This is a genomic window from Microcella sp. (genome assembly GCF_030645145.1).
In the GTDB taxonomy this organism is placed as follows: domain Bacteria; phylum Actinomycetota; class Actinomycetes; order Actinomycetales; family Microbacteriaceae; genus Microcella.
The window spans coordinates 1-16,704 of record NZ_JAUSMI010000164.1; the positions used below are offsets into that span (position 1 = coordinate 1).

At 72.7% G+C, this 16,704-nt stretch carries 14 protein-coding genes, 1 tRNA gene and 1 other RNA gene; 5 read left to right on the forward strand and 11 right to left on the reverse strand.

Going from position 1 to position 16,704, the window contains the following annotated elements:
• Positions 1–136: 136 nt before the first annotated feature.
• From Q7T15_RS11195 to Q7T15_RS11220, 6 genes are all read right to left on the reverse strand, one after another.
• Entirely contained in the window at positions 137–919 is a 783-nt protein-coding gene (locus Q7T15_RS11195; protein WP_304696306.1) for an SGNH/GDSL hydrolase family protein, read from the reverse strand.
• On the reverse strand, positions 916–1,608 hold the full coding sequence (locus tag Q7T15_RS11200; protein ID WP_304696308.1) for an SGNH/GDSL hydrolase family protein: 693 nt from the start codon (positions 1,606–1,608) through the stop codon (positions 916–918). The genes Q7T15_RS11195 and Q7T15_RS11200 overlap by 4 nt, the downstream gene beginning before the upstream one ends.
• 43 nt (positions 1,609–1,651) lie before the next feature.
• Positions 1,652–2,710 (reverse strand): aspartate-semialdehyde dehydrogenase, encoded by a 1,059-nt coding sequence (locus Q7T15_RS11205; protein WP_304696310.1) that lies wholly within the window; start codon positions 2,708–2,710, stop codon positions 1,652–1,654.
• Between the two features lie 2 nt (positions 2,711–2,712).
• Positions 2,713–3,978 carry an aspartate kinase gene (locus Q7T15_RS11210; RefSeq protein WP_304696312.1) on the reverse strand — a complete coding sequence of 422 codons (1,266 nt, stop codon included), beginning with the start codon at positions 3,976–3,978 and terminating at the stop codon, positions 2,713–2,715.
• Positions 3,979–4,152: 174 nt separating this feature from the next.
• Positions 4,153–4,752 (reverse strand): recombination mediator RecR, encoded by a 600-nt coding sequence (gene recR, locus Q7T15_RS11215; protein ID WP_304696314.1) that lies wholly within the window; start codon positions 4,750–4,752, stop codon positions 4,153–4,155.
• A 3-nt stretch (positions 4,753–4,755) separates the two neighbouring features.
• Complete coding sequence (locus Q7T15_RS11220) at positions 4,756–6,801, reverse strand: DNA polymerase III subunit gamma and tau (protein ID WP_304696316.1); 2,046 nt, start codon at positions 6,799–6,801, stop codon at positions 4,756–4,758.
• Between the two features lie 91 nt (positions 6,802–6,892).
• Here Q7T15_RS11220 and Q7T15_RS11225 point away from each other — a divergent pair, with 91 nt between their 5' ends.
• Complete coding sequence (locus Q7T15_RS11225; protein ID WP_304696319.1) at positions 6,893–7,540, forward strand: SDR family oxidoreductase; 648 nt, start codon at positions 6,893–6,895, stop codon at positions 7,538–7,540.
• Between the two features lie 9 nt (positions 7,541–7,549).
• On the opposite strand, the gene Q7T15_RS11230 is transcribed toward Q7T15_RS11225, so the two are convergent.
• Both Q7T15_RS11230 and Q7T15_RS11235 read right to left on the reverse strand, forming a co-directional pair.
• Entirely contained in the window at positions 7,550–8,116 is a 567-nt protein-coding gene (locus Q7T15_RS11230) for a TetR/AcrR family transcriptional regulator (RefSeq protein WP_304696321.1), read from the reverse strand.
• The gene (locus Q7T15_RS11235) at positions 8,113–8,616 is read right to left on the reverse strand and encodes an SRPBCC domain-containing protein (protein ID WP_304696323.1); all 504 of its coding nucleotides are present in this window, start codon (positions 8,614–8,616) and stop codon (positions 8,113–8,115) included. The genes Q7T15_RS11230 and Q7T15_RS11235 overlap by 4 nt, the downstream gene beginning before the upstream one ends.
• Positions 8,617–8,752: 136 nt before the next feature.
• Here Q7T15_RS11235 and Q7T15_RS11240 point away from each other — a divergent pair, with 136 nt between their 5' ends.
• On the forward strand, positions 8,753–10,240 hold the full coding sequence (locus Q7T15_RS11240) for an HNH endonuclease signature motif containing protein (RefSeq protein WP_304696325.1): 1,488 nt from the start codon (positions 8,753–8,755) through the stop codon (positions 10,238–10,240).
• Positions 10,241–10,370: 130 nt separating this feature from the next.
• Here Q7T15_RS11240 and Q7T15_RS11245 read toward each other — a convergent pair whose 3' ends face one another.
• Positions 10,371–11,558, reverse strand: coding sequence for an acetate/propionate family kinase (locus Q7T15_RS11245; RefSeq protein ID WP_304696327.1), 1,188 nt, complete (start codon positions 11,556–11,558; stop codon positions 10,371–10,373).
• Complete coding sequence (pta, locus tag Q7T15_RS11250) at positions 11,555–13,714, reverse strand: phosphate acetyltransferase (protein WP_304696329.1); 2,160 nt, start codon at positions 13,712–13,714, stop codon at positions 11,555–11,557. Before pta ends, Q7T15_RS11245 begins: the two co-directional genes overlap by 4 nt.
• A gap of 181 nt (positions 13,715–13,895) precedes the next feature.
• On the opposite strand from pta, the gene Q7T15_RS11255 reads away from it, so the two are divergent.
• The gene (locus tag Q7T15_RS11255; RefSeq protein WP_304696331.1) at positions 13,896–15,482 is read left to right on the forward strand and encodes an FAD-dependent oxidoreductase; all 1,587 of its coding nucleotides are present in this window, start codon (positions 13,896–13,898) and stop codon (positions 15,480–15,482) included.
• Between the two features lie 110 nt (positions 15,483–15,592).
• Here Q7T15_RS11255 and ffs read toward each other — a convergent pair.
• An RNA gene (ffs, locus tag Q7T15_RS11260) (signal recognition particle sRNA small type) lies at positions 15,593–15,689 on the reverse strand.
• A 57-nt stretch (positions 15,690–15,746) separates the two neighbouring features.
• Here ffs and Q7T15_RS11265 point away from each other — a divergent pair.
• Together Q7T15_RS11265 and Q7T15_RS11270 are read left to right on the forward strand one after the other, a co-directional pair.
• Positions 15,747–15,831 (forward strand) — tRNA-Ser (locus Q7T15_RS11265).
• 69 nt (positions 15,832–15,900) lie between these two features.
• On the forward strand, positions 15,901–16,530 hold the full coding sequence (locus Q7T15_RS11270) for a hypothetical protein (RefSeq protein WP_304696333.1): 630 nt from the start codon (positions 15,901–15,903) through the stop codon (positions 16,528–16,530).
• Positions 16,531–16,704: the final 174 nt, after the last annotated feature.

Sequence of the window (16,704 nt, forward strand, 5' to 3'; positions counted from 1 at the left end):
CGACACAGCAGTCGTCGACCTTCAACAGACAAACGGGCATTAGCGTGAAGCTCCATCGGGCTCCTTCAGGTGAGAGCGACTAGACACCCTCAAGCCTGGAGGAGCTCGACCTGAACAACCTGCCTGGGAACTACAGCTAGAACGACCCGGGCAGCTCGACCGGCAGCAGCGTCGGCCGCTTCGCCGTGCGCCCGTCGCCCGACGACCGCCCGGTGAGCCGCCGGCCGATCCACGGCAGCACGTACTGCCGCCAGTACTCGGCAGTGCGGGGGCGCGCGATGTCGGGCTCGCCCTCGCCGTGCGGAGCGTGCGCGGCCTCCGGCACCTCGACCCCGAGCCCTGCGAGCACGTTGCCGGCGACGCGGGCGTGGCCGAGAGCGTTGAGGTGCAGACGATCGACCGACCAGTACCTCAGGTCGGTGAGCGCCGCATCCGACCAGTTGTCGATGTAGGCGATGGCCGTCCCGTCGAGCCGCTCGCGCACCGCGAGGGCGAGCTCGTCGCCGCGCGCCTTGATGAACGGACCGAGCGGGATGTGCCGGGTCGGGTCGCCCCCGCTGACGATCGCGACGCGGATGCCCGCGGCCGTCGCCTCGCCGGCCGCGGCCACGAGGCGGTCGGCCGTCGCCGCTACCGACACCCGCGGGCGCATGATGTCGTTGCCGCCGCCGTTGATCGTGAGCAGCTCGGGGCCGAGGGCGATCGCCGGCTGCAGCTGCTCGGCGAGGATCGGGCCGAGGAGCCGGCCGCGGATGGCGAAGTTCGCGTAGCCGAACCCCTCTCCTCCCGAGGCGGCGTGCGCGGCGGCGAGCCCGAGCGCGACGAGGTCGGCCCAGCCGCGCGGGCTCCCGTCGGGCAGCTCGTCGCCCATGCCCTCGCTGAAGCTGTCGCCGATCGCGGCGTAGCTGCCGACGATCACAGGCCGAGCTTCTCGAGCTCGGCGTCCATGCGCTCGGCCATCGCCGCGTAGCCCTCGTCGTTGGGGTGCAGGCCGTCGATCGCCATCCAGTCGGGCTGGCCCTCGATCCAGCGCGAGGCGCCGGCGATGTACTCGGCGCCGATGCGGTCGGCCTGCTCGCGCTGCCAGCCGCCGATGATCTCGACCGAGTCCGGGCGCTCGTCGGTGTACCAGAACGGCTCGACGACGATGAAGCGCGCGTCGGGCAGCGCGGCGACGAGGCGGTCGAGGTCGGCGATCATGGCGTCGCGGATCTCCTCCCCCGCCCGCTCGTACGCGAAGTTGTCGTTGAGCCCCATCGTGACGACGACGATGTCGGGCTTCTGCTCGATGATCATCGAAGGCAGGTCGCCGTCGCCGACGAAGGGACGGTTGCGCACGTAGCCGAGGCCGTTGACGCTCGGGTTGAACTCGCGCCAGCCGCGGTCGCCGGCGATGATCGACGACCACCGCTTGCTCGGGTCGGAGGCCCCGGTGCCGAGCGTGTACGAGTCGCCGTAGAACGCGACGAGCGGGCCATCGCCGTCAGCGGGGGATGCGGGCGAGCCCGCCGTGCCCGGCATGGCGCACCCGACGAGGGCGGACGTCGCGATCGCGGCGAGGGTCGTGAGCAGTGCGCGCCGCGCGCCGGCGGCGGAGGTCGTGGGCATCCCTCGACGGTACCGCGCCCGCGCTGGGCGCCGCGCCCGCGCGCTACGCGGCGGCGACCTTCTTCGCGGCCACGAGCTCGGCGAGCTGCACGGCGTTGAGCGCCGCGCCCTTGCGCAGGTTGTCGTTGCTGATGAACAGCGCGAGACCGCGACCGCCCGGCACTCCTTCATCGGTGCGGATGCGCCCCACGAGGCTCGGGTCCGCTCCGGCCGCGTCGAGCGGCGTCGGGACGTCCATCAGCTGGACGCCGGGCGCGTCGGCGAGCAGCTCGCGCGCGCGCTCGGGGCTGATCGGGCGCTCGAACTCGGCGTTGATCGCGAGCGAGTGGCCGGTGAACACGGGGACGCGCACGCAGATGCCGCTCACGAGCAGGTCGGGCAGCTCGAGGATCTTCCGGCTCTCGTTGCGCAGCTTCTTCTCCTCGTCCGTCTCGCCGAGGCCGTCGTCGACGAAGCTACCGGCCTGCGGGATGACGTTGAAGGCGATGCTCTTCGGGAACTTCTGCGCCGCCGGGTACTCGACGGCCGAGCCATCACGCACGAGTCCCATCGCATCCTGGCTCACGACAGCGGTCGCCTGCTCGAGCAGCTCCTCGCCGCCGGCGAGGCCCGCGCCCGAGACCGCCTGGTAGGTGCTGACGATGAGGCGCTGCAGGCCCGCCTCGGCGTCGAGCACCTTGAGCACGGGCATCGCGGCCATGGTCGTGCAGTTGGGGTTGGCGATGATGCCGAGCTCGGCCTGGTCGATCGCGTGCGGGTTGACCTCGCTCACGACGAGCGGCACCTGAGGGTCCATCCGCCAGCCGGAGGAGTTGTCGATGACCGTGACGCCGGCGGCCGCGAAGCGGGGCGCCTGCGCCTTGCTCGTCGTGGCGCCCGCGGAGAAGATCGCGATGTCGAGACCCGTGGGGTCGGCCGTCGCGGCATCCTCGACCACGACATCCCGATCGCCGAAGGGGATGACGGTGCCGGCGCTGCGGGCGCTCGCGAAGAAGCGGATCTCGGTGATGGGGAAGTCGCGCTCGAGGAGGAGCTGGCGCACGACGGCGCCGACCTGGCCCGTGGCGCCGACGACGCCGATGCGGATGCCCGTGGTTCTCATGACTATCGCCCCGTTCCCGCGTAGACGGTCGCCTCGGTGTCTCCGTCGAGGCCGAACGCGGTGTGCACGATCTGCACGGCGTGGTTGAGGATGTCGGCGCGCGTGATGACGGAGATGCGGATCTCGGAGGTGGAGATCATCTCGATGTTGATGCCCGCGTCCTTGAGCGCGGTGAAGAGCTGCGCGCTCACGCCGGCGTTGGTGCGCATGCCGCCGCCGACGACGGAGAGCTTGCCGATCTGGTCGTCGTGCTGCAGCGACTCGAAGCCGACCTCGGGCTGCTCGGCGCGGAGGGCGGTGAGGACCTTCTCGGCGTCGGACTTCGGAAGGGTGAAGGAGATGTCGGTGCGGCCGGTGGCGGCGGCGCTGACGTTCTGGACGATCATGTCGATGTTGGCGCCGGTCTTCGCGACGATCGTGAAGATGTCGGCGGCCTTGCCGGGGGTGTCGGGAACGCCGACGACCGTGATCTTCGCCTCGCTGAGGTCGCCCGCGACGCCGGTGATGATCGGTTCTTCCACTTCTTCTCCCTCGGTCGGGCTGATGACCCACGTTCCCTCGTCGTGCGTGAACGAGGAGCGGACGTGCATGGTGACGCCGTGTCGGCGGGCGAACTCGACGGCGCGGATGTGCAGCACCTTCGCGCCGCTCGCGGCGAGCTCGAGCATCTCCTCCGCGGTGACGCGGTTGATCTTGCGCGCCTTCTTGACGATGCGCGGGTCGGCGGTGAAGACGCCGTCGACGTCGGTGTAGATCTCGCAGACGTCCGCATTGAGCGCGGCGGCGAGGGCGACGGCCGTCGTGTCGGAGCCGCCGCGGCCGAGCGTCGTGATGTCGCGGCTGTCGCGGTTGAAGCCCTGGAAGCCGGCGACGATCGCGATGGCGCCCTGGTCGAGCGCCTCGCGGACGCGCACCGGGGTGACGTCGACGATGCGGGCGGAGCCGTGCTGGGCATCCGTGATCATGCCGGCCTGGCTGCCGGTGAAGGAGAGGGCTTCGACGCCCATGCTCTTGATGGCCATGGCGAGGAGCGCCATCGAGATCCGCTCGCCCGTGGTGAGGAGCATGTCGAGCTCGCGCGGATCGGGCAGGGGGCTGACCTCGTGGGCGAGGTCGAGCAGCTCGTCGGTGGTGTCGCCCATGGCGCTCACCGCGACGACGACGTCGTTGCCGGCCTTGCGCGTGGCGACGATGCGCTTGGCGACGCGCTTGATGCTCTCGGCGTCGGAGACGGAGGATCCGCCGAACTTCTGCACGATGAGGCTCACGGCGGAACTCCTGTGGCTGTGGGGGCTGGGTGCGCGTCCGCTCGCCGCATCCGGTGGGGTGCGGGTGGAAGGTGCTGCAGTGACTTCGCGGTGGTGACCGCCCTCGTCGGCCGGACGCACGGCACGACGGCGGCGGCGGGCCTTGCGTCGATTGTAGCCGGGTCGCGCAGCGTCTCAGCGCTCGACGGTGCGGCGGCCCTCGAAGGCGCGACCGAGCGTGACCTCGTCGGCGTACTCGAGGTCGCCGCCCACGGGGAGGCCGCTCGCGAGGCGCGAGACCGTGAGGTTCGGCTGCACCAGGAGGCGTGTGAGGTAGGTCGCGGTCGCTTCGCCCTCGAGGTTGGGGTCGGTCGCGATGATGACCTCGGTGACGGTGCCGTCGCTCAGGCGCCCGAGCAGCTGCGCGATGCGGAGGTCGTCGGGGCCGATGCCGTCGATGGGGCTGATCGCGCCGCCGAGGACGTGGTAGAGCCCGCGGAACTCGCGGGTGCGCTCGATCGCGACGACGTCCTTCGCCTCCTCCACGACGCAGATCGTGGCCGGGATGCGTCGCGGGTCTCGGCAGATGCCGCAGGTCTCCTGCTCGGCGACGTTGCCGCAGATCTGGCAGAAGCGGACCTTCTCGCGGAGGTCGGTGAGCAGCTGCGCGAGGTGGCTGACGTCGAAGCTCTCGGTCTGCAGGATGTGGAAGGCGATGCGCTGCGCCGACTTCGGCCCGATGCCGGGAAGGCGACCGAACTCGTCGATGAGGTCCTGGATGATGCCGTCGTACACGGGCTAGTCGTCCTCTCGGGGAGCCGGCGTGAGGCTCACGGCGGGCTCGATGATCTCTTCGCCGATGAAGCGGGCGCCCAGCACCTCGCGCACGACGGACTCGCCGTAGCGCTGACGGCCCGCCGCCTCCGCGGGGTGGACGGGCGGCGGAGGCGGGGACGGCAGATCGTCGGCGGGCTCGTCGTCGGCCGGCGGGGCGTCGGCGTCGTCGAGGGCGGGGGGCTCGTCGTCCGTCGATCCGCTCGCCTCGGCGGCGGGCGCCGCGGACCCTGGGATCGCGACGACGTTCCACCCGGTGACGGGCGCGGTGGTCGTGGTTGAGGCCGTCTTGGCCGGCCGCTGCGGTGCGCTCTCGACGATCGGGGCCAGCGTGACGGGTTCCGCCTGCGGAGCCGGGTCGGGGTCGGCCGGCGGCGCCGTCTCGCTCGGCGCGGGCGCCGATGCGGCAGACGGTGCCGGCCGCGGAGCGCCGCCGAGTCGCACCTTGAACTTCACGCGCACGCCGAGGTGGTGCTGGATCGCGTTGCGCACGTGCTCGCTCACGCTGTCGGCCGGGCTCGTGCGCTCCTTGAATCGGTTCGCGTCGCTCTCGGAGGTGAAGGCGAGCGTGAGCACGTCTCCGTCTTCGAGCTCGACGGGCTCGGCGAGGTAGACGACCGTCCACGCGCTCATCTTCTCGGACTGGATGCGCTCGAGGATCGCGGGCCACGTCTTGCGAAGTGCGTCGAGAGTGAGCGGGCCGGCGAGGGCGGCGGGCGGCTCGACCGGGGCGGGTTCCGCCGCGGGTTCCGAGGCCGGTGCAGGAGCGGGCTCGGCGACGGGTTCCCCGGCCGGGGCGGGCGCCGCGGATGCGGCGACAGGCGCCGGCGTCGCAGGAGCGGCCGGAGCAGGAGTGGTCTGAGCCGCGGCGGGCGCCGTCGTCCGGGCGACCGGCACCGCTCCGCTCGGCGAGGCCGTGACGAGCACGCGCGCCATCATGAGCTCGAGATGGAGGCGCGGCGACGTCGCTCCCGTCATCTCCGTGAGGGCGCGATTGACGACATCCGCCGCCTTCGACAGATCGGCGGGCGCGAAGAGCGCTGCGTGCTCGTGCATGCGGGCGAGGTCGTCGGCGGGGATGCCCCGCAGCACGTCGCCTGCGTCGCCGGCGGTGGCCTGCACGACGATGAGGTCGCGCAGCCGCTCGAGGAGGTCGTCGACGAAACGGCGCGGGTCCTGGCCGGTCTGGATGACGCGATCGACGGCGTGGAAGGCGGCGTTCGCGTCGCGGGCGGCGATCGCGGAGACGACCTCGTCGAGGAGCGAGCCGTGCGTGTAGCCGAGGAGGGCGACGGCGCGCTCGTACGTGACGGTGTCGGCGTCGCTGCCGGCGATGAGCTGGTCGAGGAGGGAGAGCGTGTCGCGGACGGAGCCGCCGCCCGCCCGGACGACGAGGGGGAGGACGCCCGGCGCGATCGTCACGCCCTCGCTCGCGGAGAGCTCGGCGACGTAGTCGAGCAGCTGCGCGGGCGGGACGAGCCGGAAAGGGTAGTGGTGCGTGCGCGAGCGGATAGTGCCGATGACCTTCTCGGGCTCGGTCGTCGCGAAGATGAACTTGATGTGCTCCGGCGGCTCCTCGACGATCTTGAGCAGCGCGTTGAAGCCTCCCGAGGTCACCATGTGCGCCTCGTCGATGATGAAGATCTTGTAGCGGTCGCGGGCAGGCGCGAACACGGCGCGCTCGCGCAGGTCGCGGGCGTCGTCGACGCCGCCGTGGCTCGCGGCGTCGATCTCGACGACGTCGAGAGAGCCCCCTCCGGCGCGCGACAGCTCCACGCAGCTCGGGCAGACGCCGCACGGGGTGTCGGTCGGGCCCTCGGCGCAGTTGAGGCAGCGGGCGAGGATGCGGGCCGAGGTGGTCTTGCCGCAGCCGCGCGGGCCGCTGAAGAGATAGGCGTGGTTCACCCGGTCGCTGCGCAGAGCGGCGCGCAGCGGATCGGTCACGTGCGACTGGCCGATCAGCTCGGCGAAGGTCTCGGGCCGATAGCGGCGGTAGAGGGCGGTGGCCACCCGATCAGCGTAGTCGCCACCACTGACGACCGACCGCCGAGGCCAGGCCCCGTGGAGGCCGCGCCCAGGGCGGCGTGGTCGGGTGGAACCCATGCGTATTGCCATCGCCGGAGGACACGGCCAGATCGCCCGCAAGCTCTCGACCCTGCTCGCCGACGGCGGGCACGAACCCGTCGCGCTGATCCGCAACGCCGACCAGGAGGCCGACGTCGCCGCCGCGGGAGCCACGCCCCTCGTGATCGATCTCGAGCACTGCGACGACTCCGAGCTCGCCGAGGCCCTCACGGGCTGCGACGCCGTCGTGTTCGCCGCCGGCTCGGGCCCGGGCAGCACCGCTGAGCGCAAGCTCAGCGTCGACCGCGACGGGGCGATACTGCTCGCCGATGCCGCGGTTCAGGCGGGCATCCGTCGCTACGTCATGCTGTCGTCGCGCGGGGCCGACACGTACGACGGCGACTCCGACGACATCTTCCAGATCTACCTGCGCGCCAAGAGCGAGGCCGACGCCGCCGTGCGCGGCAACGACCAGCTCGACTGGACGATCGTGCGGCCCGGGTCGCTCACCGACGACTCCCCCACCGGGAAGGTGCAGGCGGGCGCCGAGGTCGAGGGGAGCATCCCCCGCGGCGACGTCGCCGCCCTCATCGCGACGCTCCTCGCGACCGGAGCGGGCGTCGGCGCGCAGTTCGAGGTCGTGAGCGGCGAGACGCCGATCGCCGAGGCGGTCGCCGCGCTCTGACGTCGCGCCTCAGGCGGCCGCACCGCGCAGGGCGAGCTCGACGAGCAGGCGCGCATCCGCCTCGCTCGTCGGGCGGCCGCACAGGGCGCGCACGTGCATGGGGTTCACGATCTGCTCCCACACCACGACCGGGTCGATGCCCGATCGCAGGTCGCCCGACTCGGCGAGCCGGCGCAGGTGCTCGACGGCGAGCGCGTACCGCGCGCGGAAGAACGCATCCGCGAGCTGCACGAGCTCGCTCGACGCCGCGCTCGCGGCGATCGTCGCGCGCAGGATGTTCGGGCCTGCATCGGTGCGCGTGGTCGCGGCCACCGCGAGGGCGAGCCTCTCGATCGCGGCACGCGGATCGTCGTCGGCGACGGGCGGCACCGCCTGCTCGGCGAGGCTCATGACCGCGGAGGCGATGAGCTGCTCGCGCGTCGCGTACCGGCGGTAGATCGTCGTCTTGTGCACGCCGCTCGCGGCGGCCACCTCGTCGACCGTGAGGGCCGCGCCGCGCTCGGCGAGGAGGGTGAGCGTCGCCTCGAGCACGCGGGACTCGACGGCGGGGCCTCGTCGCTGGGGGGCGGGGGTCACGCGGTGGCCGCCTCGGCGCGGGCCGCGAGCTCGCGGTTCATGCGCTCGAAGCCCGTGGGCGTCGTCTCCGTGAGCAGGCGACGCAGGGCGGGGACGAGCGCGCCGGCGAGGATCTCCTCGTGGCGGAGCAGCGTGCGTCCGTCGGCGAGGGGCTCGACCACGAAGCGGTGGCGTCCGTCGAGCAGGCCCGGGATTCCGAGGCGCCCGAGCCACACGAGCTCGCGGCCCGCGTCGAGGGTGACGATGCGCGGGCGGAACCGCTGCGGCTTCCCGCCGGCGGGCTGCAGCAGCACGTTCTGGCGGGCGCCGAGGGCGAGGTCGCCCGTCCACTCGACGATGAAGCCGTTCCACTCGGGGTAGGCGGCAGTGTCGGTGAGCACGCCCCACACCGTCTCGGGGGTCGCGTCGATGTCGATGCTCGTGCGGATCTCGACGTGGACGGCGCCGCTCGTCACGGCGGGGGTGGGGGTGGGGGTGGTGGGGTTGGTGGGGGTGGTCATCGGGGGCCTTCTCTCGTAACGCAACTTGTGTTGCACTGAGAGAGTACGCCTGGTTCGGCGTTTGCGCAACTGAAGTTGCGATAGGCATCTGTGGACGGCCCCGACGAATGTCGGTGGTCGAACGTATGTTCGAATCATGACAAGCGGAGTGATCGAGGCGACCGGCGTCGCGCCTGACATCGCCGCGTCCTGGCGCGCTGAGTCATCGCTCGCTCCGGAGAGCGGCGTCGGTCGCGTGGGCATCGCGCTGCGCTCGGCGGTGGATGCCCTGGCCGCCGTCCCCCGCGCCCTCGACCCCTACCGCGCTCTCGACGACGCCGCGCTGCTCGCGCTCACGCGGCTCGCGGCCGACGAGGTGCGCCTCGCGCAGCTGCATGTCTCACTGCTCGCGGGCGAGATCGCTCGGCGGTCGGCGCCCGAGCTCGGGCACTCCGGACTCGCGCAGAGCCGCGGCCACCGCACCCCCGACGAGCTCGTCCGCGTCACCACCGGCACCCGCCTCACTGATGCCCGCACGGCCGTGCGCGTGGGGGCGGCGGTCGCCGATGCCGGGCCGCTTACCGACGCCGTGCTCGACGGACGGGTCAGCGTCGTCGTCGCCGACGCGATCAGCACCGGGCTGGGCGTGGCCGCGGCGGGAGTCGACGAGTCCGCTCTCGCGACCGCCGCCGAGCAGCTCGTCGACCGCGTCGCGGGGCTCGACCCCGACCGGGCGGCCCGAGAAGCGCGGGCCGTGCGCGACGAGCTCGATGCCGCGGGCATCCAGGAGCGCGAGGCGGAGCAGCGCGACCGACGGTCGCTGCGCGTCGGTCGGCGCCCCGACGGCATGGGGTACGCGCACTGGGTGCTCGACCCCGAGACGTTCGCGATTGTCAGCGAGGCGTACGACCGCATCACCTCGCCACGACGCAGTGGTCCCAGCTTCGCCGCCGATGACGAGCCGACCGAACCGGTGCTCGACGAGCCGCGCACAGCCGAGCAGCTCGCGAGCGACGGGTTCGCCGAGCTGCTCCGGCACGGAGCCGCAGCCGACACCTCACAGCTGCTCGGCGACGGCCCCATCGGGGTGCGGATGCTCGTCGCAGCCCGCACGCTCACCCACCGCCGAGGCGCCGCCTGGTTCGAGGGCCAGCCCGACGCGGTCTCCGTCGCCACCGCCGAGCGGCTCGCCTGCGCGGCCGGAACCATCACGATCACCGTCGACGACGACGGTCAGCCGCTCAACCTGGGTCGGGAGCGTCGCCTCTTCAGTCGTTCCCAGCGCATCGCCCTCGCCGCCCGCGACGGCGGCTGCCGCTGGCCCGGCTGTGAGCGGCCGCCCTCCTGGTGCGAGGCGCATCACATCGACCACTGGCTGCGCGACGGAGGGCGAACCGACGTCGCCGACGGAGTCCTCCTCTGCCGACATCACCACCTGCTCGTCCACAACAACGGCTGGCAGATCTCGAGGGCCGGGCCGCACTACCGCCTCACCGCACCGAAACCCTCGCCAGAACCCGCACCGGGTCCCGCGCCCGGACCGGACCGCGAACGTGGTCGCGCACTCGAGCCGCACGACGAGACGATCGACATGCCCAGCCGAAGTCGGGCGCTCGCCGATGCCCTGCGAAGCGCCGAGTCCTAGCCGCAGCCCGGCCCCGCCCCTGCACCTGCCCCTGCCACTGCCACGGGCGGCGCCGGCGCGCGTCGGCAAGGCGCGCGGGCTCGGGTCACGCGACGAGCGCCGCCGCGCGTCGACTGGCCGCCAGCTCGGCTCAGCCGGCGAGCGCCGCCGCCGCGCGCGCGATCGCGAGCTCCTCGTTCGTCGGCACCACGAGCACCTTCACCGCCGCGCCGTCCGGCGAGATCTCGCGCGGCTCGCGCCACGACATCGCGTTGCGATCAGCATCGACCGACAGGCCCAGGTGCTGCAGGCCCGCGAGCGCGCGGGCGCGCATGATGGGCGAGTTCTCGCCGATCCCGGCCGTGAACACGAGCGCGTCGAGCCCGCCCAGCTGGGCCAGATACGCGCCCACGTAGTGCCGGATCCGGTGCGCCCACACGTCGAGCGCGAGCCGAGCATCCGCATCGCCGTCATCGGCGGCCTGCACGACGTCGCGCATGTCCGACCGGCCGGTGAGCCCGAGCAGCCCGCTGCGCTTGTTGAGCAGACGGTCGAGCTCGTCGACCTCGAGGCCCGTGCGCAGCAGATGCAGCAGCACGCCCGGGTCGAGGTCGCCCGAGCGCGACCCCATGACGAGCCCCTCGAGCGGAGTCAGCCCCATCGACGTATCGACCGAGCGCCCCCCGTCGATCGCGGTCGCCGACGACCCGTTGCCGAGGTGCAGCACGATGAGCTTCAGCTCGTCGAACGGCCGCCCCAGCAGCTCGGCCGACCGGTGCGCGACGAACTCGTGACTCGTCCCGTGGAATCCGTACCGCCGCACCCCGTGCGCCTGCGCCACATCGCGGTCGATCGCGTACGTGTACGCCGCGGCCGGCATCGACTGGTGGAACGCGGTGTCGAAGACGGCGACGTGCGGCACATCCCCCATGACCTCGCGAGCCGCGCGGATGCCCGCCAGATTCGCCGGATTATGCAGCGGCGCGAGCGCGGAGACCCGCTCGATCTGCTCGACCACCTCGTCGGTGATGAGCGTCGGCTCTGTAAACAGCGCGCCGCCGTGCACGACGCGGTGGCCCACGGCCACGAACGCGGGGGCGGCGGTGCCGTCGGGGCCGGACGCGCTGTCGGCGTCGGAGCCGCCCGCCCCGCCGGACCCGCCCGCGGAGCCCAGCCGGTCGAGGACGAGGCGCATCCCCTCGGTGTGATCGCGCGCGTCGCCGCCCGGCTCGCCGATGCGCTCGACGAGTCCGCCGATGACCGCCTCGCCGCTCTCGACGTCGACGAGCTGGTACTTGATCGAGCTCGACCCCGAGTTGACGACGAAGACGCGCGTCACTCGGTGCCCCCGATCGTCGAGATCGGCTGCGTCGGCGGCGGCGGAGTGCGCTGCGCCTGGATGGCCGTGATGGCGACCGTGTTGACGATGTCGCTCACGAGGGCTCCGCGGCTGAGGTCGTTGACGGGCTTGCGCAGCCCCTGGAGCACCGGGCAGATCGCGACGGCACCCGCCGAGCGCTGCACGGCCTTGTACGTGTTGTTGCCGGTGTTGAGGTCGGGGAAGACGAACACCGTCGCACGCCCGGCGACCTCCGAGTCGGGCATCTTCGTCGCAGCGACGCTCGGCTCGGCCGCCGCGTCGTACTGGATCGGCCCCTCGACGAGCAGGTCGGGCCGACGCTCACGGACGATCGCCGTCGCGGCGCGCACCTTCTCGACGTCGTCGCCCGAGCCCGACTCCCCCGTCGAGTACGACAGCATCGCCACGCGCGGCTCGATCGCGAACTGCGCCGCCGTCGCCGCCGAGCTGATCGCGATGTCGGCGAGCTGCTCGCTCGTCGGGTCGGGGATGACCGCGCAGTCCCCGTAGACGAGCACCCGGTCGGCGAGGCACATGAGGAACACGCTCGACACGACCCCCACGCCCGGGTCGGTCTTGATGATCTCGAAGCTCGGGCGGATCGTGTGCGCCGTCGTGTGCGCCGCCCCCGACACCATGCCGTCGGCGAGGTTCAGGTGCACCATCATCGTGCCGAAGTAGCTCACATCGGTCACGACGTCGCGCGCCGTCTCGTAGGTGACGCCCTTGTGCGCCCGCAGCCGCGCGTACTCGGTCGCGAAGCGATCGCGCAGCTCCTCGTCGAGCGGGCTGATGATCTGCGCGGCCGACAGGTCGAGGCCGAGCTCGGCCGCCCGGGCGCGGATGCTCGTCTCATCGCCGAGGATCGTCAGGTCGCACACGCCCCGGCCGAGGAGCGTGCTCGCGGCGCGCAGGATGCGGTCGTCGTCGCCCTCGGGCAGCACGATGCGCTTGCGATCGCCGCGGGCGCGCTCGAGCAGGTCGTGCTCGAACATGAGCGGCGTGACGACCGAGCTGCGGCTGATCTCGAGGCGCTCGAGCAGCTGCGGCGCATCCACGTGCCGCTCGAACAGGGCGATCGCCGTGTCGTACTTGCGCTGGCTGTCCGCAGCCAGCCGGCCGCGCGTCTCGGTCACGCGCAGCACCGTGTCGTACGTGCCGGAGTCCGTGCGGAGGATGGGCAGGGCCGGGTCCAGGCCCTCGACGAGGCTCTGCACGGCATCCGGCGTCTCGAACCCGCCGTAGAGGATGACCGCCGCGAGCGACGGGAACGTCTCGCTCGCATGCGCCATGAGAACGGCGAGCAGCACCTCGCTGCGATCGCCGGGGATGAGCACGACGGCGCCCTCGATGAGGCGGGGCAGCACGTTCTCCATCGTCATGCCGGCGACGACGACGGCCATGACCTCGCGGCGCAGCAGCTCGGCGTCGCCACGGACGAAGCGGGCGCCGCAGGCCTCCATGACGGCTTCGACGGTCGGGGCGACGAGGTAGCGGTCCTCCGGGACGGCGGAGACGAGCGCGTCGGGCGCGACCTCCTGGACGGCCGTCACGATGTCGGTCAGTGCGTCGGGGTCGGCGCGGTTGACGACGACGGCGAGCAGCTGCGCGTGCGCGTGCTCGAGCTCGGCGACGCTCACCTCGGCGGCGCGGCGCATGTCGTCGGCGCTGCGGGCGTCGGAGTCGCTCAGCCCGCGCGCGCCCGCCTGACCCGTCGCGCGCCCGCCGAGCACGAGCAGCACGGGGGCGCCGAGATTCGCGGCGACGCGCGCGTTGAAGCTCAGCTCGGTCGGGCTCGAGACGTCGGTGTAGTCGCTGCCGACGATGACGACGGCGTCGCACTTCTTCTCGACCGCGTGGAACCGGTCGACGATGCGCGCGAGCGCGGCCTCCGGGTCGGCGTGCACGTCGTCGTAGCCGACGCCGATGCACTCGTCGTAGTCGAGGTCGACGCGCGCGTGGGCGAGCAGGAGCTCGAGCACGTAGTCGGGCTCGCCCTCGTCACGCCCGCGCGCGACGGGCCGGAAGACCCCGACGCGCTCGAGCTTGTGCGCGAGAGTGTCGAGCACGCCGAGCGCGATCGACGACTTGCCCGAGTTGCCCTCGGCGGACGTGAGGTAGATGCTCCTGGCCATCGGGCCCAGCCTAGGTGCGGGGGCCTGGCGGCTCCCAGGGTCTTTCGGCACGGGGCCTGGCGCCGTGCCCGTGCCGTGCGCCCGGCGCCGCGCGCCGCACCACGCGCCCCGCCCGTAGACCCCTCCGCGCGGGCGTGCAACCCGCTGGCCCTGTGAGTGCTCGGTGCCTACCGTGGCCCGCATGACCTCTCTCTGGCTTGACCGCGCTCCGCACATCGAGACCGACCCGTTCGAGCAGAACGCGCGCTACGACGTCATCGTGGTGGGCGCCGGGCTCACGGGACTCACGACCGCCCTCCTGCTCGCCCGTGCGGGTCAGAAGGTGGCCGTCATCGAATCGCGGCGCATCGGCGCCGTCACCACCGGCAACACGACCGCCAAGCTGAGCCTGCTGCAGGGCACGCACCTCCAGCAGATCGCCTCGCGTGCGTCGCGCGGCGCGCTCGAGGCGTACGTCGAGGCCAACCGCGAGGGCCAGTCGTGGATGCTCCGCTACGCCGCGGAGCACGGCATCGAGATCGAGACGCGCGACGCCTACAGCTACGCCGGCACCCCCTCGGGCCGCTCGACGGTCGAGCGCGAGCACGACGTCGCGCGCTCGCTCGGCCTCCCCACCGAGCTCACCGACGCGACCGAGATGCCCTTCGCGACGCACGGCGCCGTCGTGCTCGCCGACCAGGCGCAGTTCGACCCGCTCGACGTGCTCGCGGCACTCGCCGCCGACTTCCGCTCGCGCGGGGGCGTCATCATCGAGAACCTCCCGGTGACGGGGATGCGCGCGCCGTCGCGCTCGTCCCTCGGCCCCGGCTCGACCGAGTACGCGACTACCACGACCGACGACCTCGTGGAGGTCACGACGACGCGCGCGAGCGTCTGGGCGGATCGCGTGGTGCTCGCCACGGGCATCCCCGTCATCGATCGCGGGCTGTACTGGGCGCGGATGACGCCGCAGCGCTCGTACGCCGCGGCGTTCCGCGTGCCGGGAGGCCTGCCGCGCGGGCAGCACCTGAGCGTCGACGAGCCGTCGCGCTCGGTGCGCACGACGCCCGACCGGGCCGCGGGGAGCTCGCTCGGCCAGAGCGGAGACCTGCTGCTCATCGGCGGCAACGGGCACGCCGTCGGCCGGCACGGCACCGACGGGCCGGGCGGGAAGAACCCGTCGCCCGCGGCGCGCATCGAGGACCTCACCGCGTGGACGGAGGAGCACTGGCCGGGAGCGGAGCGCACCCACGTGTGGAGCGCGCAGGACTACGAGCCGACCGACGGCATCCCCTTCGTCGGATGGGTGCCGTTCACGCACCGCCGCATCGCCCTCGCGACCGGGTACGACAAGTGGGGCATGACGAACGCCGTGCAGGCGGCGCTGCAGCTGAGCGCGCGACTGCTCGACGGGGAGGTTCCGCGGTGGGCGGAGGCGATGGGGCGGCGACCGCTCGTGCCTGGGTCGCTGCTCGAGGGCGTCGTCGCGAACGCGAAGGTCGCCTGGTGGTACGGGAAGGGGCTCGCGCACGTGCTCACGACCCCGCTGCCGGCGGCCGCGCCGTCGGAGGGCTCGGGCATGACGGGCCGCGACGGGGCACGGCTCGAGGCCGTGTCGCGCGTCGACGGGCGCGTGTGCCGCGTATCGCCGCTGTGCTCGCACCTCGGGGCGCCGCTCAACTGGAACGACGCGGAGCGCTCCTGGGACTGCCCGGCGCACGGCTCGCGGTTCGCGCCCGACGGGGCGCGACTCGAGGGGCCGGCGAAGCGGGGGCTGTCGCGGCGGTAGGGCTGGTGGGGCGAGGTCGGCGGGCGCGGATGCTCGCACCGGGCATCCGCGCGATCGGTGCCCGCGCACGGTGCTCGCACACGGTGCCCGCGCACGGTGCCCGCGCACAAAAAAAGGACCCCTCGCGCACCCGCCAGAGCCCGGTTACCCTTGCTGCGTTTCCGCCCTGGGGGAGTTGGCCTGGATGGCGCCACGCGAGGAGCCGTGTCTAGTTTACGGGTAGGATCGCTCCTGGTCGTCACGCGTTCGCGCAGGGCGACCGCTGGAGGATTCGCCTAGTGGCCTATGGCGCACGCTTGGAAAGCGTGTTGGGTGCAAGCCCTCGGGGGTTCGAATCCCCCATCCTCCGCACTCCGATCGCCGAGCCCTGCGCAACCCTGACGGCGGTCGCCACCACCACGGAGACAAGGGGAGCATCGTGAGCCGAGCCCACGACGCACCGCTTGTCGTGCGCCCGCGGCGGCGCCTCCTCCGCGACGGGCTGCTCGCGATCGGGCTCGTACTGATTGCGCTCGCGGCGCCGCTGCTGCTGTTCGCGGTGCCGAACGGGACCCTTCCCGTCGTGCTCATCGCCGTCGGGGTCGTCGTCGTGCTGTGCATCGTCGGCGTTCTCGACTTCGCCCGCGCGGGCATCACGATCGGCGAGGGCGAGCTCGTGAAGCGCGTGTTCCTGTCGCCGCCGTTCCGGGTGCCGCTCGAGCGCATCGACACGGTGCACGTGGTCGAGGTGTATCCGTCGGGGACGGCGCGAGCGATTCCGCAGCTGCTCGCGCTCTCCGCCGAGGGCGAGCGCCTCTTCCGCATGCGCGGACAGTTCTGGACGCGCGTCGCGATCGACCAGGTCGCCTTCGCGACGAAGGCGGCGGTGATCCGCAGCGACGAGCCGCTCACCGCGGCGGAGTTCCACGAGGAGTGGCCGCAGGCCGCCTACTGGTACGAGAACCGCCCGCTGCTCGCCGCCGTCGGATTCACCGGCGTGCTGGTCGCCGCCGCCGCGATCGTCTACGGGATGCTCGCCCTCGCCGGCCTCCCGACCGGCGACGCGTAGGCGCCCGCCCCGCCCTCCCGGCTCGGGTCGGCCGCCCTCCGGCCGCCCATCCCGACCTCGACGCGCCGCTTCGCCGCCCCGGGGGGCTCGCCCGCAGCCCGCGTCCTTCCGTTGTCGAGGAGTGACGAAAAGCGATTACGTCATTCCTCAACAACGGAAGGAGCCGCGATCGGA

Bases quoted from the DNA above. Each gene is read 5' to 3' on its own strand.
- Q7T15_RS11240 (WP_304696325.1), top strand. From the start codon at position 8,753: ATGACAAGCGGAGTGATCGAGGCGACCGGCGTCGCGCCTGACATCGCC.
- Q7T15_RS11200 (WP_304696308.1), bottom strand. From the start codon at position 1,608: ATGCCCACGACCTCCGCCGCCGGCGCGCGGCGCGCACTGCTCACGACC.
- Q7T15_RS11235 (WP_304696323.1), bottom strand. From the start codon at position 8,616: ATGACCACCCCCACCAACCCCACCACCCCCACCCCCACCCCCGCCGTG.
- Q7T15_RS11205 (WP_304696310.1), bottom strand. From the start codon at position 2,710: ATGAGAACCACGGGCATCCGCATCGGCGTCGTCGGCGCCACGGGCCAG.
- Q7T15_RS11225 (WP_304696319.1), top strand. From the start codon at position 6,893: ATGCGTATTGCCATCGCCGGAGGACACGGCCAGATCGCCCGCAAGCTC.
- pta (WP_304696329.1), bottom strand. From the start codon at position 13,714: ATGGCCAGGAGCATCTACCTCACGTCCGCCGAGGGCAACTCGGGCAAG.
- Q7T15_RS11255 (WP_304696331.1), top strand. From the start codon at position 13,896: ATGACCTCTCTCTGGCTTGACCGCGCTCCGCACATCGAGACCGACCCG.